Origin of the sequence: Bradyrhizobium sp. CSA112 (assembly GCF_029051645.1) — a bacterium.
GTDB lineage: Bacteria > Pseudomonadota > Alphaproteobacteria > Rhizobiales > Xanthobacteraceae > Bradyrhizobium.
In genome coordinates this window covers 85,116-108,704 of the sequence record NZ_JAACFS010000026.1, presented here as the reverse complement: position 1 = coordinate 108,704, position 23,589 = coordinate 85,116, and the positions used below count along the sequence as shown (strand labels likewise).

21 protein-coding genes are annotated in these 23,589 nt (G+C 63.6%); 5 read left to right on the top strand and 16 right to left on the bottom strand.

Annotation, left to right across the window (positions count from 1 at the left end; translation table 11 throughout):
* The 9 genes from tatC to GWE18_RS30465 form a co-directional block, all read right to left on the bottom strand.
* On the bottom strand, window positions 1-793 hold a 793-nt coding region (gene tatC, locus GWE18_RS30505), incomplete at its 3' end, for a twin-arginine translocase subunit TatC (protein ID WP_275189424.1).
* Window positions 790-1,308, bottom strand: a complete 519-nt coding sequence (gene tatB / locus GWE18_RS30500) for a Sec-independent protein translocase protein TatB (RefSeq protein ID WP_275189423.1) — start codon at window positions 1,306-1,308, stop codon at window positions 790-792. The genes tatC and tatB, both read right to left, overlap by 4 nt.
* A gap of 132 nt (window positions 1,309-1,440) precedes the next feature.
* A complete protein-coding gene (locus tag GWE18_RS30495; RefSeq protein WP_275189422.1) occupies window positions 1,441-1,683 on the bottom strand; it encodes a twin-arginine translocase TatA/TatE family subunit in 243 nt (80 codons plus the stop codon).
* 168 nt (window positions 1,684-1,851) lie between these two features.
* On the bottom strand, window positions 1,852-2,583 hold the full coding sequence (scpB, locus tag GWE18_RS30490; protein WP_275189421.1) for an SMC-Scp complex subunit ScpB: 732 nt from the start codon (window positions 2,581-2,583) through the stop codon (window positions 1,852-1,854).
* Between the two features lie 18 nt (window positions 2,584-2,601).
* Complete coding sequence (locus GWE18_RS30485) at window positions 2,602-3,429, bottom strand: ScpA family protein (RefSeq protein WP_275189420.1); 828 nt, start codon at window positions 3,427-3,429, stop codon at window positions 2,602-2,604.
* Window positions 3,426-4,448: a beta-N-acetylhexosaminidase gene (gene nagZ, locus GWE18_RS30480; RefSeq protein WP_275189419.1), complete on the bottom strand. Its 1,023-nt coding sequence runs from the start codon at window positions 4,446-4,448 to the stop codon at window positions 3,426-3,428. Before nagZ ends, GWE18_RS30485 begins: the two co-directional genes overlap by 4 nt.
* A 47-nt stretch (window positions 4,449-4,495) precedes the next feature.
* Complete coding sequence (locus tag GWE18_RS30475) at window positions 4,496-5,956, bottom strand: SPOR domain-containing protein (protein WP_275189418.1); 1,461 nt, start codon at window positions 5,954-5,956, stop codon at window positions 4,496-4,498.
* 115 nt (window positions 5,957-6,071) lie between these two features.
* Complete coding sequence (gene argS / locus GWE18_RS30470; protein WP_275189417.1) at window positions 6,072-7,865, bottom strand: arginine--tRNA ligase; 1,794 nt, start codon at window positions 7,863-7,865, stop codon at window positions 6,072-6,074.
* 9 nt (window positions 7,866-7,874) lie between these two features.
* Entirely contained in the window at window positions 7,875-9,083 is a 1,209-nt protein-coding gene (locus tag GWE18_RS30465) for a deoxyguanosinetriphosphate triphosphohydrolase (protein ID WP_275189416.1), read from the bottom strand.
* Between the two features lie 103 nt (window positions 9,084-9,186).
* On the opposite strand from GWE18_RS30465, the gene erpA reads away from it, so the two are divergent.
* The gene (gene erpA, locus GWE18_RS30460) at window positions 9,187-9,516 is read left to right on the top strand and encodes an iron-sulfur cluster insertion protein ErpA (RefSeq protein ID WP_275189415.1); all 330 of its coding nucleotides are present in this window, start codon (window positions 9,187-9,189) and stop codon (window positions 9,514-9,516) included.
* A 236-nt stretch (window positions 9,517-9,752) separates the two neighbouring features.
* On the opposite strand, the gene GWE18_RS30455 is transcribed toward erpA, so the two are convergent.
* Window positions 9,753-10,658 carry a LysR family transcriptional regulator gene (locus tag GWE18_RS30455; protein ID WP_275189414.1) on the bottom strand — a complete coding sequence of 302 codons (906 nt, stop codon included), beginning with the start codon at window positions 10,656-10,658 and terminating at the stop codon, window positions 9,753-9,755.
* Between the two features lie 228 nt (window positions 10,659-10,886).
* Here GWE18_RS30455 and GWE18_RS30450 point away from each other — a divergent pair, with 228 nt between their 5' ends.
* Together GWE18_RS30450 and GWE18_RS30445 are read left to right on the top strand one after the other, a co-directional pair.
* Window positions 10,887-11,960 carry a tartrate dehydrogenase gene (locus GWE18_RS30450; RefSeq protein WP_275189413.1) on the top strand — a complete coding sequence of 358 codons (1,074 nt, stop codon included), beginning with the start codon at window positions 10,887-10,889 and terminating at the stop codon, window positions 11,958-11,960.
* 83 nt (window positions 11,961-12,043) lie between these two features.
* On the top strand, window positions 12,044-13,018 hold the full coding sequence (locus GWE18_RS30445) for a tripartite tricarboxylate transporter substrate binding protein BugD (protein WP_275189412.1): 975 nt from the start codon (window positions 12,044-12,046) through the stop codon (window positions 13,016-13,018).
* Between the two features lie 197 nt (window positions 13,019-13,215).
* Here GWE18_RS30445 and GWE18_RS30440 read toward each other — a convergent pair whose 3' ends face one another.
* The 4 genes from GWE18_RS30440 to GWE18_RS30425 all read right to left on the bottom strand — a co-directional run bounded on the left by GWE18_RS30440 (window position 13,216) and on the right by GWE18_RS30425 (window position 19,166).
* Window positions 13,216-13,692: a hypothetical protein gene (locus GWE18_RS30440; RefSeq protein ID WP_275189411.1), complete on the bottom strand. Its 477-nt coding sequence runs from the start codon at window positions 13,690-13,692 to the stop codon at window positions 13,216-13,218.
* 348 nt (window positions 13,693-14,040) lie between these two features.
* Complete coding sequence (locus GWE18_RS30435; protein WP_275189410.1) at window positions 14,041-14,907, bottom strand: amidohydrolase family protein; 867 nt, start codon at window positions 14,905-14,907, stop codon at window positions 14,041-14,043.
* Window positions 14,904-18,032, bottom strand: a complete 3,129-nt coding sequence (locus GWE18_RS30430) for an efflux RND transporter permease subunit (protein WP_275189409.1) — start codon at window positions 18,030-18,032, stop codon at window positions 14,904-14,906. The genes GWE18_RS30435 and GWE18_RS30430 overlap by 4 nt, the downstream gene beginning before the upstream one ends.
* A gap of 3 nt (window positions 18,033-18,035) precedes the next feature.
* Window positions 18,036-19,166: an efflux RND transporter periplasmic adaptor subunit gene (locus GWE18_RS30425; protein WP_275189408.1), complete on the bottom strand. Its 1,131-nt coding sequence runs from the start codon at window positions 19,164-19,166 to the stop codon at window positions 18,036-18,038.
* A gap of 154 nt (window positions 19,167-19,320) precedes the next feature.
* On the opposite strand from GWE18_RS30425, the gene xth reads away from it, so the two are divergent.
* Complete coding sequence (gene xth / locus GWE18_RS30420) at window positions 19,321-20,112, top strand: exodeoxyribonuclease III (RefSeq protein ID WP_275189407.1); 792 nt, start codon at window positions 19,321-19,323, stop codon at window positions 20,110-20,112.
* Entirely contained in the window at window positions 20,109-20,609 is a 501-nt protein-coding gene (locus GWE18_RS30415) for a GNAT family N-acetyltransferase (protein ID WP_342804311.1), read from the top strand. The genes xth and GWE18_RS30415 overlap by 4 nt, the downstream gene beginning before the upstream one ends.
* 237 nt (window positions 20,610-20,846) lie before the next feature.
* On the opposite strand, the gene GWE18_RS30410 is transcribed toward GWE18_RS30415, so the two are convergent.
* Complete coding sequence (locus GWE18_RS30410; protein WP_275189406.1) at window positions 20,847-21,695, bottom strand: tetratricopeptide repeat protein; 849 nt, start codon at window positions 21,693-21,695, stop codon at window positions 20,847-20,849.
* Window positions 21,682-23,406, bottom strand: a complete 1,725-nt coding sequence (gene ilvD, locus GWE18_RS30405) for a dihydroxy-acid dehydratase (RefSeq protein WP_275189405.1) — start codon at window positions 23,404-23,406, stop codon at window positions 21,682-21,684. Before ilvD ends, GWE18_RS30410 begins: the two co-directional genes overlap by 14 nt.
* Between the last annotated feature and the right edge of the window lie 183 nt (window positions 23,407-23,589).

Here is a 23,589-nt window from a genome sequence, read left to right as displayed (position 1 = left end):
GGCTGGCGGGTGGGCTCCCGCTCGAGGCCTGCGCGGCCGCGGCCTTCTTTTCGACCATGCGGACGGCGATGATCGCGCCCTCATACAGGGCCATCAGCGGTATCGCGAGCGAGGCCTGGCTGATGACATCGGGCGGCGTCAGCACCGCTGCGATGACGAAGGCGATCACGATGAAATAGCGCCGCTTCTCGCGCAGCATCTGGGAGGTGACGATGCCGATCCGACCCAGCAGCGTCAGGATGACCGGCAATTGGAACGCGATGCCGAAGGCGAAGATCAGCGACATCATCAGCGATAGGTACTCGCCGACCTTGGGCAACAACTGGATCTGCGCACTCTCTTCGCCGCCCATCTGCTGCATGCCGAGCGAGAACCGCACCAGCATCGGCAGCACCACGAAATAGACCAGCAGCGAGCCGAGCACGAAGAAGAACGGGGTTGCGATCAGATACGGCAGGAACGCGCCGCGTTCATGCTTGTAGAGTCCGGGCGCCACGAATTTGTAGATCTGCGTCGCCACGATCGGGAATGAAATGAACCCGGCGCCGAACAGCGCGAGCTTCAATTGCGTGAGGAAATATTCCAGCAGCGCGGTGTAGATGAATTTCGAATTCTCGGCGCCGGCGATCCAGACGAACGGCCATACCAGCACGTTGTAGATCTGCTTGGCGAAGAAGAAGCAGAAGATGAAGGCAATGCCGAAGCCGAGCAGCGCCTTGATCAGCCGCGAGCGCAGCTCGATCAAGTGATCCATCAATGGCGCCTTGCTGGCCTCGATGTCTTCGATGGTCATGACGCTTTGGCGTCCTTGAGAATGTCAGGCGCGGCCGGCGCAACGTCCTGCTGGACCGCTTGAACTTCACGCGTGATCGCCAGCGGCTCCGAAGCCGCAGCATGCTTCTCCGCTTCTACGAAGGTTTCCGCCGTGGGTGCGACCGGCGTCGTCGGCGTGACAGGCTCGCTGATCGCGGAGGCCACCTGCGCATCGTTGGATGGGGTCGTGGCTGGCTTGTCGATGTCGCCGATCTGCAGGGCGTCACTGACGTCTTTCTGCAGCGAGGTCATGACATTGGCCGGCGAGACGCCTGTCGCCACGTCCTTGACCTCGTCAAAACTCTTCTTGAGGTCGGCCATTTCGGCCTCGCGCATGGCTTCCTGGAACTGGCCCTGGAATTCGGCGGCCATCTTGCGCGCCTTGCCCATCCATTGCCCGACCATGCGCAGCACGCCCGGCAGCTCTTTCGGGCCGATGGCAATCAGCGCGACAACCGCGATGACGACCAGTTCACTCCACCCGATGTCGAACATGAATTCTTCCGCTCGCGCGAGATGTCCGCGCCCCAATCCATCATAGCCAAGACTTGAAGCTAAGACTTGGAGCTGCCCGCGCCTCTTCTCAACCGGCGTCTCTCAACTGACGCCTGGTTCAAGCTGCCCAGTTCAGACAGCCTTGCTGCCGACATCCGTGCGCGCCGCCGTAGGCCCCGGCGTCGCATTGTGATCGATGGTCTTCACCGGCTCAGCGGGCTTTTCGGGCGCCTTCTCATCGTCCTGCATGCCCTTCTTGAAGGCCTTGATGCCGTTCGCGACATCGCCCATCAGGTCCGAAATCTTGCCACGGCCAAACAGCAGCAGGACCACTGCGATCACGACGATCCAGTGCCAAATGCTAAGAGAACCCATCCTGCAACCCTCCAAAAGAGACGGCCGGCTTCCGGCCAAGCTTTGGCGGAAGGTAGGCCCGAGAGGTATCAAAAACAAGGACCCCTACCGCGGCAAATCGCTGTCGCGGCTACGCATTATGGCTATTGTTAACCCCGCTTGAGCGAATAGCCCGGGGAGCCTTCGGAACTAGCTTCCGCCGCCCTCTTCAGGCTCGGCGGCCGGCGCCAGCAGCAGTTCCAGGTTGTCACCGGCCTCCAGCGGATCCTCGTCCTCACGCAGCGCCACATCGTCTGACGGCGTTGGAACGCTGAAGCCGGAAGGCAGCCGCGAATCCAGTAGCCCGGTACCCTTCAACTCTTCCAGACCCGGCAGGTCGCCGAGCGCTTCCAGGCTGAACTGCGACAGGAACGCTTCCGTCGTGCCGAAGGTCAGCGGCCGGCCCGGCGTCTTGCGGCGGCCGCGGGGGCGGATCCAGCCGGTTTCGAGCAGCACATCCAGCGTTCCCTTTGATGTGATCACGCCGCGGATCTCCTCGATCTCGGCGCGCGTCACCGGCTGGTGATAGGCGATGATCGCGAGCACCTCGATCGCCGCCCGCGACAGACGCCGTGTCTCCGTGCTTTCGCGCGTCATCAGCCACGACAGATCGCCCGCAGTGCGGAACGTCCATTTGTTGGCGACCCGCACGAGATTGACGCCGCGCGGGGCGTATTCCGCCTGCAGTTGCGCCAGCGCCGCCTTGACATCGACGCCGTCGGGCATGCGCTTGGCGAGCGTCGCCTGATCGATCGGCTCGGCGGAGGCAAACAGCAGCGCTTCGAGAAGCCGCAATTCCTCGGGCCGCGCCGCAACCTCGGTATTCTGGTCGATGGGATGATCCTCGGCATCTTCCATGCGTTTTTCCGCCAGGCTTGCCATGGCTAGGTCTCCTTCCACTTACTCGACCGTCATATCCGGCGCGGGCATCGCTGCCTGCGGCGGACGCTTGCGAAAATAAAGCGGCGCGAACGCCTCTTTCTGGTTCAATTCCATCTCGCCTTCGCGCACCAGTTCGAGCGCGGCGGCAAAGCTCGACGCAAACACCGTTGCCCGCTGCGAGGGATCGACCACGTAGGTGAGCAGATAATCGTCGAGACAGTTCCACTCCTCGGATTCGGCCATGCCGACCAGCCGCTCCAGTGAGGCGCGCGCTTCGGCCAGCGACCACACGGTGCGCTTGGCCAGATGCACCGTCGCCAGCACGCGCTGCTGGCGCTGCGTGGCATAGGCGGTGAGCAGGTCGAACAGCGTCGCCGTGAATTTGGGGTGTTTGATTTCGGCGATCGTTTCCGGATTGCCGCGCGGGAAGATATCGCGCTGGAACTGCGGCCGGTTCATCAGCCGGTTGGCGGCTTCCCTGATAGCCTCGAGCCGGCGCAGCCTGTTCGCCAAGGCAGTCGCCATTTCTTCGGCGCTGGGGCCGTCCGGCGTGGCCGGCTCGGGCAGCAGCAGCCGCGATTTGAGGAACGCCAGCCAGGCGGCCATCACGAGATAATCGGCCGCCAGTTCGAGACGGATTTTTCGCGCCGCCTCGATGAACGTCAGATACTGGTCGGCCAGCGCCAGGATCGAAATCTTGGCGAGATCGACCTTCTGCTGCCGCGCCAGCGTGAGCAGCAGATCGAGCGGGCCCTCATAGCCCTCGACGTCGACAACCAGCGCCGGCTCGCCATCGGTGATTTCGGCGGGCCGTCCGGTTTCAAAAGATAGAATCTCAGCCGTCATGCCGTTCCTACCCGATCCATCAACGCTTCAAGTTCAGCCCGTGCTGCCTGCCGGTCGAAGGGCTGAGGCTGTTTTCGCGAGGCCAGCGCCCGCTCGGCGCGTCCTAAGGCCTCGCCCGTCAGTTCCGGCGTCTCGCGCGCCATGTCGCGCATCTCGTCGAGCTTGCCGTTGCAATGCAAAACCATGTCGCAGCCGGCGTTGACGATGGCGCGGGTCCGCTCGGTGATCGATCCCGCCAACGCATTCATGGACACGTCATCACTCATCAACAAGCCTTGGAACCCAATTACGCCGCGAATCACCTGCCGGATGATTGTCGCAGAAGTCGTCGCCGGTTGGGCGGGGTCTAGCGCGCTAAACACAACATGTGCGGTCATCGCCATCGGCAGGTCCGCCAGCGGTTGAAAGGCCGCGAAATCGGTCCGTTCCAGCTCCTCTTTCGATGTATCAACGGTCGGGAGGCGGAAATGGCTATCGGCGGTCGCCCTTCCATGGCCGGGAATGTGCTTTAGCACGGGCAGGACGCCGCCGTGCTCCAGCCCCCAGGTGACCGCCCGGGCAATCGCTGCGACCTTGCCCGGTTCGGTTCCGTAGGCCCGGTTGCCGATTACGGCATCGGCCCCGGCCACCGGCACGTCCGCCAGCGGCAGGCAGTCGACGGTGATGCCGAGGTCGATCAGGTCGGCGGCGATCAGGCGCGAGCTCAAGCGCGCGGCCTGAAGGCCCAGCGCCGGCTCGAGGTCGTAGAGCGCACCGAACACGGCGCCGGGCGGATAGACCGGCCAGTGCGGCGGCCCGAGCCGGGCCACCCGCCCGCCTTCCTGGTCAATCAGGACCGGCGCATCCGCATCTCCCAGGCAGCGCCGCAATTCCTCAACTAGCGCAGAGACTTGACCGGGAGTCTCGACATTGCGTTTGAACAGGATGAAGCCCCATGGCCGCATCCCACGGATGAATTCGCGCTCCGTGGCGCTCAGTTCCAGTCCCGATACGCCCGTAATGAATGCGCGGCTGCTCATGGGGGCCGATTAGGCCCCTCAGAGCACCGGGGTCAAGGAAACCGCCATTAATTCCTTTGGACGAAGCACTGCCCGCCGGCGGATTTCAGGCTGCTGCAGACCTGTGCCGCCTCCTCGGAGGTGCCGAACGGACCGGCGAAGGCGCGGTAGTAGACGCCCTTTTCGCCGAGATCGACGCGCTTCACCAGCGACGAATGCGGCCCCAGCACGCTCGGGAACTTGCCCTGCAGCGCCCGGTAGGAAGCCTGCGCATCGGCCTCGTTCTTTTGCGAGGAAACTTGGACCAGATAACCACCACCGGCCGGGGCAGCCGGCTGGGTCGGATTGGTCGCCGCCATCCGGGTCGGCGGCGGAGAATCGGCCTGCGGCGCCAGCGACATTGGCGAATTCGCGCTGGCATTGGCCGATGCAGGGTTGCGCGCCGGCGGCGCAATGGGAGCAGGACCAGGGGCGACAGCCGGGGCAGCGGCGCTTCGCGTCGTCGGTTTCGGCGGAGGCGCGCCGGCCCCTGCCGGGATGCCGCCGTTCTCGCCGGCGTCGCCCTTGACGGCGAGCGTCTTGATCCTGCGCGGTTCGTTGTTGGGCATCGTTCCGTTCGCGCCGTTAGCAGGCGGCGGACCGGACGGAGACACGCTCGCGACCGGCGGCGGGCTAGAGTTTGGGTTCAGCGGTGGAAACACCACGCGCGGCCCGCCGGACCGCGTATTGACGTCGACCGGCGTTTCCTCGCGCGACACCAGCTTCTCGCCGCCATCGCCGGACAGCATGCGGTCAGGGTTCTTGGCGGCGCCGCCATCGGAAGGCGCCGGCACCACCTTGGTCGGGCTGTTGTCGGCCCTGATGATCGGCGGCTCGCCGCTGCGGGGCGAACCGATATAAGTGCGATAGCCAAAGGCAGCGCCCGTCCCCACCACGGCGAGCGCCAGCACCGCGGCGACCGTCATCAGGCCGCTCGAGCGCTTCTTCGGCGCAGGCTCTTCCTCGTATTCTTCGTTCTGGTAGGCATAAGGATCGTCCGGATAGGCTGGATCGCGCTGATAGTCGTGCTCGCCGGTCTCTAACCGTCCATACAGCGCGTCGTCATAGCGCGAGGGGTCCTGCTGCGGCTCGTCGGCGTATTGTTGCGGAGCCTCGTAATAGTCCTGCGCAGGCGCCTCGGGCTGCTGCGACGCGTAGCGATGTAACGGGTGCACCGGCTGTGGCTGGTAATCCGGCTCGTCATCGTACTCCTGCTGCGGCGGCAGAGGAGGCGGAGACGGCGGCGGGGCTTCCTGGCGCGCGCGCTGCATCCATGCCGGCGGGCTCGGCGGAGCGTCGAGATCTTGCGGCGGATCATACTGCTGCGGACGCACATTGGCCCGCGATTGCAGCGGGTGCGGCGCGGGTTTGGCCGCGCTCGCGAATGTGTCGTTTTGCCCGATCAGCCTTGCGAGCTCGGCAAGTGGATCGCTCTCGCCGCGAGCTTCGTCGGCGGAGGGAAAAGTTCGGTCCTGATATCGATTAGCCATCGTGATGATGCATCCCCTACGGGACAGCGCCAACCCGCCATGTCAAACAAACCATGACGAGCGGCCCCTGCCAGATACCCCACGAACCCCCATCCGTGAAGGCCTTCGCCCCTGCCTACCGCATCTCGGTCGGAGCGTGGACGCCGAGAACGGCTAAGCCCGATGCCAGAACCGAGACGACGCCCTGAACCATTGCCAAGCGCGCCCTCGTAATCTCTGCATCATTAGTTATAATGAAGCGTAAATAGGGCAAATCCCGCCCTTTCGTCCATAACGCATGAAATTCACTGGCCAAATCATATAGATAAAAAGCGATTCGGTGCGGCTCATGTGCGACCGCCGCGGCCTCAACCATCCGGGGATAGAGCGCCAGCCGCTTCAAAAGGTCCAATTCGGCCGGATCGGTCAGCCGCTCCACCGGGGCATCCCCCAGAAAGGCCGACCGGGCAGCATCATCCGCCGGCAGCTCAGGAACCACCTCGCGGGCATTCTTGAAGATTGAATGCCCGCGGGCGTGTCCGTACTGCACGTAGAAGACGGGGTTGTCCTTCGATTGTTCGCGCACCTTGGCGAGGTCGAAATCGAGCACGGCGTCGTTCTTGCGGAACAGCATCATGAACCGCACCGCGTCCGAGCCGACCTCATCGACCACTTCGCGCAACGTGACGAACTCGCCGGAGCGCTTCGACATCCGCACCTGCTCACCCGCGCGCAGCAGGCGCACGAGCTGCACGACCTTGACGTCGAGCGCGGCCTTGCCGCCGCTGACGCCCTTCACCGCCGCCTGCATGCGCTTGATGTAGCCGCCATGATCGGCGCCGAACACGTTGATCATGTCGAGGAAGCCGCGATCGACCTTGTTCTTGTGGTAGGCGATGTCGGCAGCGAAATAAGTGTAGGAGCCGTCCGACTTGATCAGCGGACGATCGACATCGTCGCCATAGGCGGTGGCGCGGAACAGCGTCTGGATGCGGTCCTCGTAATCATCGACCGGCTTGCCTTTCGGCGGCGGCAGCCGGCCTTCGTAGATATCGCCCTTGGAACGCAGGAAATCGATGGTCTCGGTGACCTTGTTGTTGCCGGTCTCAATCAGCGAGCGCTCCGAGAAGAACATGTCGTGCTTGATGTTGAGGGCTGCGAGATCGCCCTTGATCATGTCCATCATCATGGCGATCGCCTTGGCACGCACGATCGGCAGCCACGCTGTATCCGGCATCGCCTTGAGCCTGTCGCCGTGCTCGGCCGCGAGCGCCTGCCCGACCGGCACGAGATAATCCCCCGGATACAGCCCTTCCGGAATCTCGCCGACAATTTCGCCTGTTGCTTCGAGGTAACGCAGATAGGCCGAGCGCGCGAGCACATCGACCTGCGCGCCGGCATCGTTGATGTAATACTCGCGCGTGACGTCGTAGCCCGCAAAATCCAGCAGACCGCACAGCGCATCGCCGAACACCGCGCCCCGGCAATGGCCGACATGCATCGGCCCGGTCGGGTTGGCCGAGACGTATTCGACATTGACCTTGGCGCCGCGTCCGATCGCGCTTTTGCCGTAAGCCGCGCCTTCGCGCAGCATCGTGAGCAGCTCGTCGGCCCAGACCTGAGGCTTCAAAGTCAGATTGATGAAGCCGGGCCCGGCGACCTCGACGGAAGCCACCAGATCGTCGGCGCGTAATTTTTCGGCTATCTTGTCGGCGAGATCGCGCGGCTTGACCTTGGCATCCTTGGCCAGCACCATCGCAGCATTGGTTGCCATATCGCCATGGCTCGCCTCGCGCGGCGGCTCGACCACGACGCGGGAGAAATCGATGCCGGCGGGCCATTGGCCCTCGGCCGCGAGCGCGGCGCAGATCGCCTGCACGCGCGCCAGCGCGTCGGCGAACAGATGTTGGGAAGCTGGCTTGTCGGACATGGCCGCCGCCTAACGCAAATCCGGGGTCGAGTCAAAAAGCCTTTGGTGCTCGATTAAGGCGAAACGGTCGGTCATTCCGGCGATGAAATTGCCGATCCGCCTGGCGCGCTCGCCCTCGCTCTCGCGCTCGGTGCCCTCGACCCATTCGGCCGGCAGGTCGCCGGGCGAGGTCTGGTAACGCGCGAACAGGTCAAACAGGATGCCTTCGGCATCGCCCATCACCCGCATGACCCGATTGTGGCGATACATATGCTGTTTCAGGAATGCCTTGATTGCGGCCTCCTCTTCCGCGACCTCGGACGGAAAGGCGATCAGCGGCTGATCGTGGTGGCGGACGTCATGCGCCGATTCCGGTTTCGCTGCCTCTAGGCGCCTGCCCGCCTCCGACATGACAGCCCCGATCATGTAGGAAATCAGCTCACGGACCAGTTCCGCGCCGCGCCTGGCCTGGTCAAGGTTGGGATAATGCCGGTCGATCTCGGCGATGATGGTTTCGGTGAGCGGCATCACCTTGAGGTCGTCGACGCCAAACAGGCCGGCGCGCAGGCCGTCATCGATGTCGTGGGCGTCATAGGCGATGTCGTCGGCAAACGCTGCGACCTGCGCTTCCAGCGAGGCGTAGCTCCACAGCTCAAGGTCGAATTTCTGGTTGAAGTCGGCGATGCCGACGGGAATGCCGCTGTCGCGGTACGGCCCGGCCGGGGTCCCGCCCCGCTCGGTCAGCGGGCCGTTGTGCTTGACGATGCCTTCGAGCGATTCCCAGCTCAGGTTCAGCCCGTCGAACTCGGGATAGCGGTGCTCCAGCGAGGTCACGACCCGCAGCGCCTGCGCGTTGTGATCGAAGCCGCCATGGGCTTTGAGGCATTTGTCGAGCGCCCGTTCGCCGGCATGGCCGAATGGGGGATGGCCGAGATCATGGGCCAGCGCCAGGGTTTCCGTCAGATCCTCGTCGAGCCCAAGTTGACGGGCCAGCGCGCGGGCGATCTGCGCCACTTCCAGCGAATGGGTCAGCCGGGTGCGGTAATGGTCGCCCTCGTGGAACACGAACACCTGGGTCTTGTGCTTCAGCCGCCGGAACGCGGTGGAATGGATTACCCGGTCACAATCGCGCCGGAACGGGCTGCGGGTCCTGCTCGGCGGCTCCGCGAACAGCCGGCCGCGGCTGCGGTCAGGATCGCAGCCATAGAGCGCGCGGGGGGCAGCCATTCCGACCGACACGTTTTTTTAGTCCTTATCCATTTGATTCCGCGAGATTACGCACTTAACTATGTCTGACGCCCCATACCAAATGAATTGGGTATGACGGGCCGGAGAGCATGCCATGACCACTGCCATCACCGTCAGCGAACGGGCCGCCCGCCGCATCGGGGAAATCCTCAAATCCGAAGGCGGCGGCGCCATGCTGCGCATCTCGGTCGAGGGCGGCGGCTGCTCCGGCTTCCAGTACAAGTTCGACGTCGACCACGCCAAGGCCGAAGACGACCTCGTGATCGCGCGCGAGGACGCGGTGGTGCTGGTCGATCCAGCCTCCGTGCCGTTCCTCGCAGGCTCCGAAGTCGATTTCGTCGATGATCTGATCGGCGCGTCGTTCCGCGTGGTCAATCCGAATGCGACCGCGTCGTGCGGCTGCGGGACGAGCTTTTCGGTCTGAGAATTGAAGCTGCTTCCACTTGTCGTCCCTGCGAAAGCAGGGACCCATACCGCGTGATCTGTCGAGAAAGCGTGGTTCGCAGACGCTCTGCGTAGCCAACTGTCACCGCAGCTTGCGGACGCGAAGTTGTCGTGCCCGTTACGCTGGCCGCGGCGTATGGGTCCCTGCATTCGCAGGGACGACGGCAGAATTTCAGCGAAGCAATCCATACCTCAACGCGGGGATAGCCGCGCCTCCTACGCCTCCCGCGCGTAGCGCGGCAAATCGGCTTTCAGCATCGCCAAAACGTCATCGCGCACGGGATCGCGAGTGCCGCGGGTGAACGCGGCCGCCAGTGGCAGCTTGTTCATGTCGGATGCCGCAAGGCGGATGAAGCGAACGCCGCGCGTGGCCATGCGCGATGTCCAGCGCGGGACGATGGCAACGCCCAATCCTGCGGACACCAGGTTGACGATGGTTTGCTTCTCGTCGGCGATCTGCGCCACGCGCGCCTCACGCCTCGCCTCGGCGAACAGTTTCATGGTCAGATCATGGCTGTGCGGACGCGAGCGGCGTTCGGGCACGATCAGCGGCTCGTTCTCGAGATCGGCAATGGTCACGCGCTTGCGCTGTGACAGCGGATGACGCTCGGCGACCGCGACGACGGCCGTCTCGTGCAGCAGGAACAGAAACTCCAGTCGCTTGTCCGGCCGCTCCGGCGGGCGCACGAAGGCGAGATCGAGCCGGCCGGACAACAGGCGCGGCAGCAGCCGCACGGTCTTGTCCTCGACCAGTTGCACAGTGACGTCGGGCCGGCGCTGCCGGAAATCGTGCAAGAGCCGCGGCAGCAGTCCTGCAGCGGCACTGTCGATGGCGCCCACGCGAACGATCGCGGCGCGCTTCCGGCCGCGCGTGCGGAACTGGCCGGCGAGCGCATCGGCCTGCGCCAGCAACGCCCTCGCCTCTTTCAGCAGCACGGCGCCATCGTCCGTCAACGCGACGCTTCGCGTTGTGCGCGTCATCAGCCGCGTTCCGAGATCCTCTTCGAGCAGTCGGATGAAGCGCCCAAGCGCCGACGGCAGCATGTCCAGCCGCTGCGCCGCCCTGCCAAAGTGCAATTCTTCGGCCGCCGCCACGAAGCAGCGCAAGTGATGTAGGTCCATCGACCCTCCCGCGGAGGATTATATCAATTTTTTGTATAAACGCGAGGCGGTTGTCTCGCATTGCCGAGGACCGCAGGATGTCCGGAGCGCAAGACTGGCCTCGTCGTCATTGCGAGGAGCGAAGCGACGAAGCAATCCATTTCAACGCAAGCGGAGGCGTGGATTGCTTCGCTGCGCTCGCAATGACGTGGACAAGCCGCGGGCCTAGGCCCTTCCAAGGAGAATTCGATGCGTGAATATTCAATCGCGGCCATTCCGGCCGACGGGATCGGCCCAGAAGTCATCGCCGCTGGTGTCCAGGCTCTCGAAAGCCTTCAGAAGCGGCTCGGGGACGTCAGGTTCAACATCGAAACCTTCGATTGGGGCTCCGACTACCATCGCAAGCACGGCGTGATGATGCCGGCCGATGGGCTGGCCACGCTGAAGAAATTCGACGCGATCTATTTCGGTGCGGTCGGCGCGCCCGATGTTCCCGATCACATCACGCTGTGGGGTCTGCGGCTGCCGATCTGCCAAGGCTTTGACCAATACGCCAACGTCCGGCCGACCCGGATCCTGCCCGGCATCACCTCGCCGCTCCGCCATGCCGGCCCCGGCGACCTCGACTGGGTTATCGTGCGCGAAAACTCCGAAGGCGAATATGCCGGCTGTGGCGGCCGGGTGCATCGCGGTCTGCCGGAAGAAGTCGGCACGGAGGTCGCTATCTTCACCCGCGTCGGAGTCCAGCGCATCATGCGCTACGCGTTCCACCTCGCGCAGTCGCGGCCGCGAAAGCTCCTCACCGTGGTCACCAAGTCGAATGCGCAGCGGCACGGCATGGTGATGTGGGACGAGATCGCCGACGAGGTCTCGAAAGAATTCCCTGATGTCACCTGGGACAAGATGCTGGTCGATGCGATGACGGTGCGGATGACGCTGAAGCCGCAGAGCCTCGACACCATCGTGGCGACCAACCTGCATGCCGATATCTTGTCCGACCTCGCCGGCGCGCTGGCCGGCAGCCTTGGCGTGGCGCCCACCGCGAATATCGATCCCGAGCGTCGCTTTCCGTCGATGTTCGAGCCGATCCATGGCTCGGCGTTCGACATCACCGGCAAGGGCATCGCCAACCCGGTCGCCAGCTTCTGGACGGCGTCGCAGATGCTCGATCACCTCGGCGAGGCCGAGGCCTCGGCGCGGCTGATGCGCGCCGTGGAGCAGGTCACGGGCGCCGGCATCACCACCCCCGATGTCGGCGGCACCGCGACGACGAAGGACGTTACCGCAGCCGTCGTGGACGCCATCCATAGCTCTAACGTGTGACGGCCGGTCACCGGCCACGACGGATCGATCGTGAGGCAAAAAGCCCGCGAGAAAAACCAGAACAAGAACTCAGGGAGCAGACGATGCAGACGAAGAAGACAGCCACCATTGCGCTCGCGTTCGCTATGGTCAGCTCCGCGGCACTGGCGCAGAGCTATCCGAACCGGCCGATCACGCTGCTGGTCCCCTTCGCCGCCGGCGGTGCGACCGACACGGTGGCGCGGGTGACCGCGCAGTCGATGTCGAAGCTGTTGAACCAGACGATCGTGATCGAGAACGCAACGGGCGCCGGCGGCACGATCGCGGCGACGCGGGCCTCACGCGCCGAACCCGACGGCTACACGCTGCTGATCCATCACATCGGCATCTCTACGGCCGCGACGCTGTATCGCAAGCTGCCCTACGACACCAAGACGGCGTTCGCGCCTGTTGGGCTCGTGACCAACGCGCCGATGACGATCATCGGCCGTCCCGATTTACCGCCGAACACGCTGGCCGAGCTCATCACCTACATGAAGGCCAACGGCGACAAGATGACATTTGGCAATGCGGGCCTTGGCGCCGCTTCGCATCTTTGCGGCATGCTGTTCATGACCGCCGTCGGCAAGGAAATCCTGACAGTGCCCTACAAGGGCAATGCTCCCGTCATGAACGATCTGATCGCCAAGCAGATCGACCTCTCCTGCGACCAAACGACGAACACCACAAGCCCGATCGCATCGAAGCTGGTCAAAGCCTACGCCATCACCACGAAGTCGCGCCTCGCGTCCATGCCCGATCTTCCGAGCGCCGATGAAGCCGGTTTGAAGGGTTTTGAAGTCGGCGCCTGGCACGGCATCTATGCGCCCAAGGGCACGCCCGACGACATCATCCAGAAACTCTCCAAGACGCTGCAGGAAGCGTTACGCGACCCGGACCTGGTGAAGCGGTTCAACGACATCAACACCGAGCCCGTCCCGCAAAACGAAGCAACGCCTGAAGCCCTGAAGGCAAAACTGATCAGCGAAGTCGATCGCTGGGCGCCGATCATCAAGGCGGCCAATCAGTTTGCGGATTGAGGCGCTCCCTCAAACCGTGCAGTGCAGCCGTCGCCGAACAGTGCCCGCGCATTGCCGTGCGCTATCTGCTCCGTGATCTTCGGCGGCAACTGCGCGAGCCCGCCCGATAGCCGGCCAGGATCTCGCCAATAGCGCATGCGCATGAGCCGCACCTCACGGCACCAGAGTGGCGGAGGCGCGTCTGCGTGTAAGGCCTCTTACGTACCGGGCGTTTTGACGACGAGTTTTATGTTCAAGAGGTTGACGCCCTTGAACGGGTTCGGCGCGCTTTCGATGCTGCCCGTGCCCGTAGCGTTCGCATAGGCACCCGTGCCCGAGAGGATCGTATATTCACCGTTTGACCGGCCCTCTTTGACCGAGCCGGTGTAACGCGCCGTGATCGAGCCCTCCTCGAACGTGTAGGTGCTGTAGCCGTAGAAGGGTCCCGTGCCTTTGAGCAAGTCTGCGGAATTGACGAACTCTTTCACCCCGATGCGGCCGTCCTTGAAGACGGCGACGCCGAACAGTCTGCCCGACGCGACCGTCTGGCCTTCGATGTTTGTTGCCTCTGTTACCTTGTAGTCGATCGGCTTGGTGACGAGCTTGAATTCGAGTACCTGCTCTCCGGCTAGTGCGGTCGACGCCGCCATGATCAGTGCTACGCCAGAAAGGAAAACGGCGAGAGACTTGCGCATAGGCTTCTCCTCGCTTGCTGGAACTAAAAATGTGGAATGCTTGCCGTGCCCCGCCAGCGGCTGAACTTCTGGGGATCGTCCAGCCTGCAGGCTCGGACACAATTATGGGTCTTAGCGACGGAAGAAAGGTTCAGCACATAATCACGTGATCTTACCAGCGGGCGGCGGCCGGTCCAAAAAACAATTTCATGCCGAGCGCGGCAGCGCAAATTCTGGTGCATTTTCAGAAGCCGGAGCATGATCTTCCGTGAATGGCCCAGGAACCGCCGGGAACTTCCGGTGTCCTGCCATTTTCGGCGGTGAAACCCACCTTCACAGCGTGGGAACTGCGCCGCCCATGCCTCGCGCTCAGCGCTCGCCGCCGAACAGCGCCTTCGCGTTGCCATGTGCGATCTGCGCCGCGATCTTTGGCGGCAACTGCGCCAGCCATGCCCGATAGCCGGCCATGATCTCGCCGTAGCTCTCCCAGCGCTCGTTGATCCACGTGTCGGAGCCGAGCAGGAAACGGTCCGGGAAACGCTCGAACAGCGCGCGCCATTCGGCCGTCAGCTTGCCGCTGCCATTGACGATGCCGCCGCGGTAGGACAATTCGCCCCACAGCTTCGGATATTTCGAAAGCATCTCGGCGACGCGGTCGGTCGAGAGGCCAAAGCCGGTATGGGCCCAGATGATGCGGGCGCGCGGATTGTGCCGCATCAGGATCTCGACAGCGACGTCATCGGCATGGGCGTGCAGATAAAGGTCGTGCTCAACCGCGAAATCGACGGTCTTTTTTACCCATTCGCTCTCCGCCGCCTTGCCCGAGATGTGGAATTCACCGATGCCGCGGTAATAGCCGCGCTTGAATTCGTCCTGCACGAGATCGAAGATGAAGGGATCGCCGAACCAGGTCTGGATGTCGGCGCGCACACGATAGGGCCGGATGAAGGGGACGATCTGCAGGCCCTCGGGCTTTGCATCCATGAGCGCGTGCGTACCGGTGTTCGGGCGGCTGGTGGCGAGGATGCCGGTGACGCGGTGCTTCTTGAACAGCGCAAGCACCTCGTCGACGCCGTAATAGGGTTTTGGTTCCCAATTGTAGTGCATATGGGCGTCGAAGATTTCGATCGGATCATCGGCACGGGCAGGACTGAAGGCGCCGGCAACGCATGCGAGCGTGATCAGGACAGCGGCGCCCCGCGCAACCGACCGTATCACGCGGCTGACGGTCATCATTCGGCGGCAACCACGTGCGGCCGCTCATCCTCGCCGGTCTCGGCCAGTTGCGGCTCGAGCTTGCGCCGCAGGCGGCGGTCGATGCGGTCGAGATAGATGTAGACAACCGGCGTGATGTAGAGCGTCAGCAGTTGCGACAGGCAGAGGCCGCCGACCACCGCGACGCCGAGCGGCTGCCGCAGTTCGGCGCCGGCGCCGGCGCCGAGCGCAATCGGCAGCGTGCCGAAGATCGCGGCAAACGTCGTCATCATGATCGGGCGGAAACGCAACAGCGCCGCCTCCCGGATCGCATGCTCGGCGCTGAGGCCGACGCGGCGGCGCTCCAGCGCAAAGTCCACCATCATGATCGCGTTCTTTTTGACGATGCCGACCAGCATCACGATGCCGATCATCGCGATGACAGACATCTCCATCCCGAACAGCATCAAGGTGAGGATCGCGCCGATGCCGGCCGACGGCAGGCCTGAGATGATGGTAATGGGGTGGATGAAGCTCTCGTAGAGAATGCCGAGGATCACGAACGCCGCGAACACGGCGGCGAGGATCAGCACGCCCTGCCCGCGCAGCGAATCCTGGAACACCTGCGCGGTGCCGGAGAAGCCGGTGGCGATGGTCGCCGGCAGGTTCGAAGCCTGCTCGAGCTCGGTGATCTTGTCGACCGCATAGCCCAGCGAATTGCCCGGCGCGAGATTGAAGGAGATCGTCACCGCCGGCTGCTGCGCCTGATGGTTGATCTGCAGCGGACCGACCGTCGGAACCAGCCTTGCCACCGCCGACAGCGGGATGGTCTGGTTGTTCTGCGTCTTCATGTAGAGCTTGGACAGGTCAGACGGATCGACGCGGAACTGCGGCTGCACTTCCAGGATGATCTGGTAGTCGTTCGAAGGCATGTAGATGGTGCCGACCTGGCGCGAGCCGTAGGCGTTGTAGAGCTGGTTGCGCACCTGATCGACGGTGATGCCGTAGACCGCGGCCTTTTCGCGGTCGATGTCGACCGTCATCTGCGGGTTCTTGATGTAGAGGTCGGTGGTGACGTCCAGCAGGCCCGGCAGCTTCTCGATCTTTTCGCGCATCTCAGGCGCCAGCCGGTACAGCGAATCGGTGTCGCCGCTCTGCATCACGTATTGATACTGGCTCTTGGAAATCCGGCCGCCGATATTGAGGTTCTGGATCGGCTGGAAGAACGCCTGCATGCCCGGAACCTGCCGCGCATTGGCACGCAGCCGCCCGATGATGGTGTTGAGGTTGTCGCGCTCCTTTTTCGGCTTCAGGGCGATAAACAGGCGTCCATAATTCGCCGTCGGATTGGGGCCGCCCGAGCCGACGGTGGAGTTGATGTAGTCGATCGCCGGATCGGATCTCAGCACGTCGACCAGCGCCTGCTGCCGCTCCTTCATCGCATCGAACGAGGTGTCTGTGGCAGCTTCGGTCACGCCGATCAGGAAGCCAGTGTCCTCCTGCGGGAAGAAGCCCTTCGGCACGATCATGTAGAGGTAGACGGTGCCGCCCAGCGTCGCGAGCGTCACCATCAGCATCAGGAATTTTCGGGCCAGCACCCAGTCAAGCGTCCATTCATAGGCGCGCAGCCAGGAAGCAAACATCCTCTCGAAAATGCGGAGCACGATGTTCGGCCGCTTGGTCGCGTCATGCGCCCGCAGCACACGCGCGCACAGCATCGGCGTCAGCGTCAGCGAGACGAACCCGGATACCAGGATGGCGACCGATACCGTGACGGCGAATTCGCGGAACACGCGGCCGACGATGCCGCCCATCAACAGCACCGGAATGAACACGGCGATCAGCGAGAAGGTGATCGAAATGATCGTAAAGCCGATCTCGCGCGCGCCCTTCAGCGCGGCCTCGAACGGCCGCATGCCGTGCTCGATGTGGCGGACGATGTTTTCCAGCATGACAATGGCGTCGTCGACCACGAAACCGACCGACAGCGTCAGCGCCAGCAGCGTCATGTTGTTGATGGAGTAATCGAGCGCGTACATCACCGCGCAGGTGCCGAACAGCGAAATCGGAACCGCCAGCGCCGGAATGAAGGTCGCGGACGCCGAGCGCAGGAACAGGAAGATCACCAGGATGACCAGCCCGACCGCAATCAGCAGCGTCTCCTCGACGTCGGCCACCGCCTGACGAATGGAAATGGATCGGTCCATCAGGACGTTGATCGAGACCGATGGCGGGATCTGCGCCCGCAGCACCGGCAGTTTGGCCAGGATGGAATCGACCACCGCCACGGTGTTGGCGTCCGGCTGCTTCTGGATGCCGAGTACGATGGAACGGTCGCCGTTCAGCCAACTCGCAATGCGCTCGTTCTCGACGCTGTCGTAGATCCGCGCGACCTCGTCGAGCTTGACCGGGGAGCCGTTGCGCCAGGCCACCACGATCTGGCGATAGTCCATCGCCTTGTCCATCTGGCCGGAGGCCTGCAGCGCGACGTCCTGTTTCGGTCCGTTCAGCGTGCCGACCGGGGTCGAGGAATTGGCGGCCGAAACTGCATTGCGGATGTCTTCAAGCGACAGCCCGCGCGCCGCGGCGGCTTCCGGGTCGGCCTGAACGCGAACGGCGAATTTCTGCGCGCCGTAGACGCTGACCTGGGCGACGCCGGGTATCTGCGACAGGGTTTGGCCGATCGTGATCTCGCCATACTCGTTGACCGCCGACAGCGGTAGCGTCGACGAGCCGAGCACCACGAACAGCACCGGGAAATCGGCCGGATTCACTTTGCGGAAACTCGGCGGGATGATCATCTCACGCGGCAACCGGCGCTGCGCGATCGTCAGCGCGGTCTGCACGTCGAGCGCCGCGGCATCGATGTTGCGGTTGAGATCGAATTGGATGGTGATGGTGCTGGTGCCCTGCGACGAGTTCGACGACATCGACGAGATGCCCGCGATCGTCGAGAGCTGGCGCTCGATGACGCCGGCGACCGAGGCCGCCATGGTATCCGCGCTCGCGCCCGGCAGGGTTGCGGTCACGGCGATGGTCGGGAAATCGACCCGCGGCAGCGCCGAGACCGGCAGCAGGCGAAAGCCGAAGATCCCGAACGCGATGATCGACGCCGTGATCAGCGTCGTCATGACCGGCCGGCGGATGCAGAGTTCGGACAGCGTCATCTTCTATGCCCCGGCCTTCTTGGCCCGCGGCTCGACCCGCGATCCGTCGGACAGCAGCAATTGCCCGTCGACAACAACGCTTTCGTCGCCGGCGAGTCCTTCCGAGATCACCGACATGCCCTGCGCGGTGCGGTCGACCTTGACCGGCTGGACCTTGGCTGTGCCGTCCTTGACGACAAAGACGAAATTGCCGCTCTGGCTACGCTGCACAGCGACCGTCGGCACTACGACAGAGTCCTCAGCTCGGATAATAAGCTTGGTTGCGACCAGCGTCCCGGGCCACAACGTCTCGTTCTCGTTATTCATGATGCCGCGCACGGTGACCATGCCAGTGGCCATATCCACGGTGTTCTCGACCATCGCGACCTTGCCGCTCTCGGCGCGCTGGTGGCCCGGGATGGTGGCGGTAACGCCGGAGACGCCTTTCGCCATCGATTCCCGCAGATCCGCCAACACGCGCTGCGGAACCGAGAAGGTCACATAGACCGGCGCCATCTGATTGATGACCGCAAGCGGCGTGGTATCGGCCGGGCGGACGAAATTGCCGACCTTCACATTGGCGACGCTGATGCGCCCCGAGAACGGCGCGCGGATCGTGGTGTAGCTTTTCTGGACCTTCAGATTGTCGAGCGCCGCCTGATTGGCCTTGATGGAGCCGGCCAGGATGTCGGACTGCGTTTTGGCGTTGTCGACATTGACCTGGGTGGTGGCGCCCTTGGCGACGAGATCGGTAAAGCGGCGAAGGTCGCGCTGCGCGCCCTCGAGCTGCGCCTGGTCCCTGGCGAGCACGCCCTCGGCCTGCTCGATCTGCGCGTCGATCTGGCGGCTGTCCAGCGTGAACAGCAGATCGCCTTGGTTGACCTTGGCGCCGTCCTCGAAATGAACCGCGAGGATGGTGGTCTCCAGCCGCGACTTCAGCGCCACGCTGGAGATCGGCGTCACCATTCCGATCGCATCGACATCGACCGGCACGGATTTGCGCTCCGCCTTTCCCAGCTCGACCGATACCATTCGCGGACGTTGCGGGCCCTGGGCGCTGCTGCTGCCGCCCATCCATGAGGAGCGGGTAACGAAACCGGCCGCCGCAAGGATGCCAATGGCGCCGAAAAGAAGTATCAAGCTACGCTTTTTCATAATTTTCACGCTCGCCGGTCCTCAAAGGACAGGACGATCTCCTCTTGCCCCTTGACGGCGATGTTTGCGCCTTATTTCTAAACGGTTATCACAGCCTCGCTGCACATGGTATGCCACTGCCAGAAAATGTGTAGTTACAATCCCGAGCCATTTCATGCGCATTGCAACCTGGAACGTCAATTCGATCCGGCAGCGGGTCGACCATCTCCTGACCTGGCTCAAGGAATGCTCGCCGGACATTGTCTGCCTGCAGGAAATCAAGTGCGTGGACGAGGCGTTCCCCCGGCTGGAGATCGAGGCGCTCGGCTATAACGTCGTCACCCACGGCCAGAAGACCTTCAATGGTGTCGCGCTACTGTCGAAACTGCCATTCGACGAGACCAAATCGGGCCTGGCCGGCGACGACGAGGACGCTCACGCCAGGTTCCTCGAAGGCGTGGTGACGCTGAAGACCGGGGTAATGCGGATCGCCTGCCTTTATCTGCCCAACGGCAATCCGCCGGACACCGAAAAATATCCCTATAAACTCAAATGGATGTCGCGACTTCTTGAGTACTCGAAGGAGCGACTTAAGGCAGAAGAACCGCTGGTTCTGGCCGGCGACTTCAACGTCATTCCGGCCGCTCGCGACGTCTATAACCCGGCCGCCTGGACCAACGATGCGCTGTTCCGTCCCCAGACCCGCGAGGCCTTCCAGTCGCTACTTGGCCTCGGGCTGACCGACGCGCTGCGCGCAGTGACTGACGAACAGGGCCTCTACACTTTCTGGGACTATCAGGCGGGCGCCTGGCAGAAGAACTGGGGCCTTCGAATCGACCATCTCCTGCTGTCGCCGCAGGCCAGCGACCGGCTCGCCAATGTCGGCATCGACAGCTATGTGCGCGCCTGGGAGAAGCCGTCGGACCATGTGCCGGTGTGGGCGGATTTCGATCTGGAGACGGCTTGAGCGGGACCGGCGCGGAGAATGTGAGGATTCGGGACGCGGCGCCCGAAGACGCCGTCGCAGCCTGTCGCGTTCTGAGGGAATCAATTTCCCGCTTATGCGTTGCCGATCACGGCAACGATCCGGCGATCCTCCATGCGTGGCTGGCCAACAAGACGCCGGAAATGGTGGCCGCGTGGGCAATACAGCCAGGAAATTCGCTTCTGCTCGCCGTTGATGGCGATGCGATTCTGGCGGTCGGATCCGTCACCGACGCAGGTGAAATCACGTTGAACTACGTGGCGCCCGATGCGCGATTTCGCGGCGTCAGCCGTGCCTTGCTGGGGGCGCTCGAAGCCAGAGCGGTGGAGCGAGGCAACGTTCGCTGCACGCTGACCAGCACCGAGACGGCGCATCGCTTCTATCGGTCGGCCGGCTATGTTGACGACGGTGCGTCGACAGGCAAGTTCGGCGCGAGTTCTAGCTATCCAATGTCAAAGCAGATGGACGCTTCGCGGTAGGCATCAAACCCTCATGGTGAGGAGGCGCCAACGGGTCCGCGCGTGGCGCGGCCCGATGACAGGCTCCGCGCCGTCTCGAACCATGAAGGCCCCGCTGCAGCATCTCGGCCTTCATCCTTCGAGACGCGCGTTCCGCGCTCCTCAGGATGAGGTCTGACATTCTCACCAATGATTTCGGAGAGATAGTGGGCACGCTTCGCTTTGCCCACCATACCGGTTACAGCAGCTTCGCAGCCGTCAGTCCCGCTTGCCCTGCACCCAGTGCTCGAGCATCTGCAGCGCCATGGCGCGGTCGTCGTCGGAGGCTTTGGCGAAAGCGCGGTTATAGCTTTCCCGGATCCAGGTCTCGTCGGGAGCCGCGTTGTCGCGCGCCAAGGTCAGCCACATCAGTCCGCGTGCGGGCTGCCGCGGCAGACGGTCGCCGTTGAACAGCATCTGGCCGAGCATGGCCTGCGCCTGATGCTGGCCCTTCTGGGCAGCCAGGCCAAGCCAGCGCGCGCCGTAGCGGAAATCGTCCCGCGAGGCGTCCGGCGTCTTCAGATAAAGCCGCGCCAGATCGTATTGCGCATCGGCGTTGCCGAAATAGGACGCGGCATAGGAGAACATCTCCCGCGCCCGGTCCGTATCGGCCTTGATCTTGGAATTGGGGATGCCGTTCAGGTAGTAGCGGCCCAGCGCCACGAAGGCGTTGGCGACGATCGCCGCCTGCGGCGCCGACGGGCTGTCCTCGGCATGCGCGTTGGCGATGCGGCTGAAATATTCGAAGGCGCGTAGATCGTCCTGGATGACGCCATTGCCATCGGCATACATCCGGCCGAGCTTCCACTGCGCGACGGGATGGCCACCCTCGGCGGCATATTGCAGCGAAGTCAGCGAGGACGCGGCAACCGGCGTTGCCGTCGCGGGCGGCGCCGGCGGAGCCTTCTTCAGGGCCTGCGCAGTGACGGCCTGCGCGGCGGCGGGCTGGTTCATCATGGGCAGCGTGGCGTCCGGCTTCACCGGTGCGCCATCAAATGCGAATCCGGGAGTGGCCACCGGTGTGGCCCCCAGCATCAACGCGAAAATGATACGCCTAGATGTCCGCATAACACTGTTTCTCGTGCGCACCGCCAGGATGGGTCACAGCCCCATCCACCGCCGGCCCAACCTGTTGGGCATATTTCCACAGCGCACCCGACGTATGATTAGTCTCTCGGGGCGCCCATTTGGTTTTACGTTCGGCGAGTTCGGCGTCGGTCAATTTTACGTTAAGGGTTCCGACCTCGGCGTCGATCTCGATAATGTCACCATTTTGCAACAGGGCGATCGGACCGCCCACGGCCGCCTCCGGCCCGACATGGCCGATGCAGAACCCGCGGGTGGCACCGGAGAACCGGCCGTCGGTGATCAAAGCGACCTTGCCGCCCATCCCCTGCCCGGTCAGCGCCGCCGTGGTCGAGAGCATCTCCCGCATGCCGGGACCGCCGCGCGGCCCCTCGTAGCGGATCACGATGACCTCGCCCTCTTTGTAGGTTTTCTTCTGGACCGACTCGAAGGCGTCTTCCTCGCGGTCGAAGCAGCGGGCAGGACCAGTAAACTTCAACTTCGACATGCCCGCGACCTTCACGATCGCACCCTCCGGCGCGAGATTGCCCTTCAGCCCGACAACGCCTCCCGTGACGGTGATCGGGTTGTCGGCGGACCGCACCACATCCTGGTGCGGATTCCATTTCACGCTCTTGAGGTTTTCGGCGATCGTACGGCCCGTGACGGTGATGCAATCCCCATGCAGGTGGCCATTGTCGAGCAGCGTCTTCATCAGAAGCGGAATGCCACCAACCTCGAACATGTCTTTGGCAACATAACGGCCCCCTGGCTTCAAATCCGCGACATATGGTGTCTTTTTGAAGATTTCGGCGACGTCGAATAAGTCAAACTTAATGCCGCACTCATGCGCGATGGCCGGCAGATGCAGCGCAGCATTGGTCGACCCACCCGAGGCGGCAACGACCGCAGCGGCGTTTTCCAGCGAGCGGCGGGTGACGATGTCGCGCGGCCGGATATTGGCTGCGATCAGCTCCAGGATCTTCTCGCCGGCGGCGGCGCAAAACGCGTCACGAATCTCGTAAGGCGCTGGCGCTCCAGCCGAATATGGCAGCGCCAGGCCGATCGCCTCGGACACCGTCGCCATTGTGTTGGCGGTGAATTGTGCGCCGCACGCACCGGCGGACGGGCAAGCCACCCGCTCGATTTCGTCGAGATCGGCGTCCGACATTTCGCCGACCGAGTGTCGGCCCACGGCCTCGAACATGTCCTGCACCGTGACCTGCTGGCCGCGGAAATTGCCCGGTAGAATCGAGCCGCCATAGATGAAGATCGAGGGTACGTTGAGCCGGACCATCGCCATCATCATGCCCGGCAGCGACTTGTCGCAGCCGGCAAGCCCGACGAGGGCGTCGTAGGCATGGCCGCGGACGGTCAGCTCGACCGAGTCGGCGATGCACTCGCGGGACGGCAGCGACGAGCGCATGCCGTCATGGCCCATGGCGATGCCGTCGGTGACGGTGATGGTGCAGAATTCGCGCGGGGTGCCGCCGGCGGCAGCGACGCCCTTCTTGACCGCCTGCGCCTGGCGCATCAGCGAGATATTGCAGGGCGCGGCCTCGTTCCAGCAGGACGCGACGCCGACGAAGGGCTGGTGGATTTGCTGGGTGGTCAGCCCCATCGCATAGAGATAGGACCGATGGGGCGCGCGCTCGGGCCCCTCCGTCACATGACGGCTCGGCAACCTCTTCTTGATGTCGGTCTTGGCGTCCATCCGCGCGAACCTATTTCCTCAGCCATTTCCTGGTCGGTCTCGGGAGCAATTTCCCGTCGCCTACGCCGGCGCTGAGGCTAATCAGCTTAAGAAAGAAATGGTTTCATGGAGGGGTGTGGCTAAAAAGCGGCGCAAGCAAGAGGCAGGTGGAACAATTAACCAAATGCTCGCCTACTGTTGCGG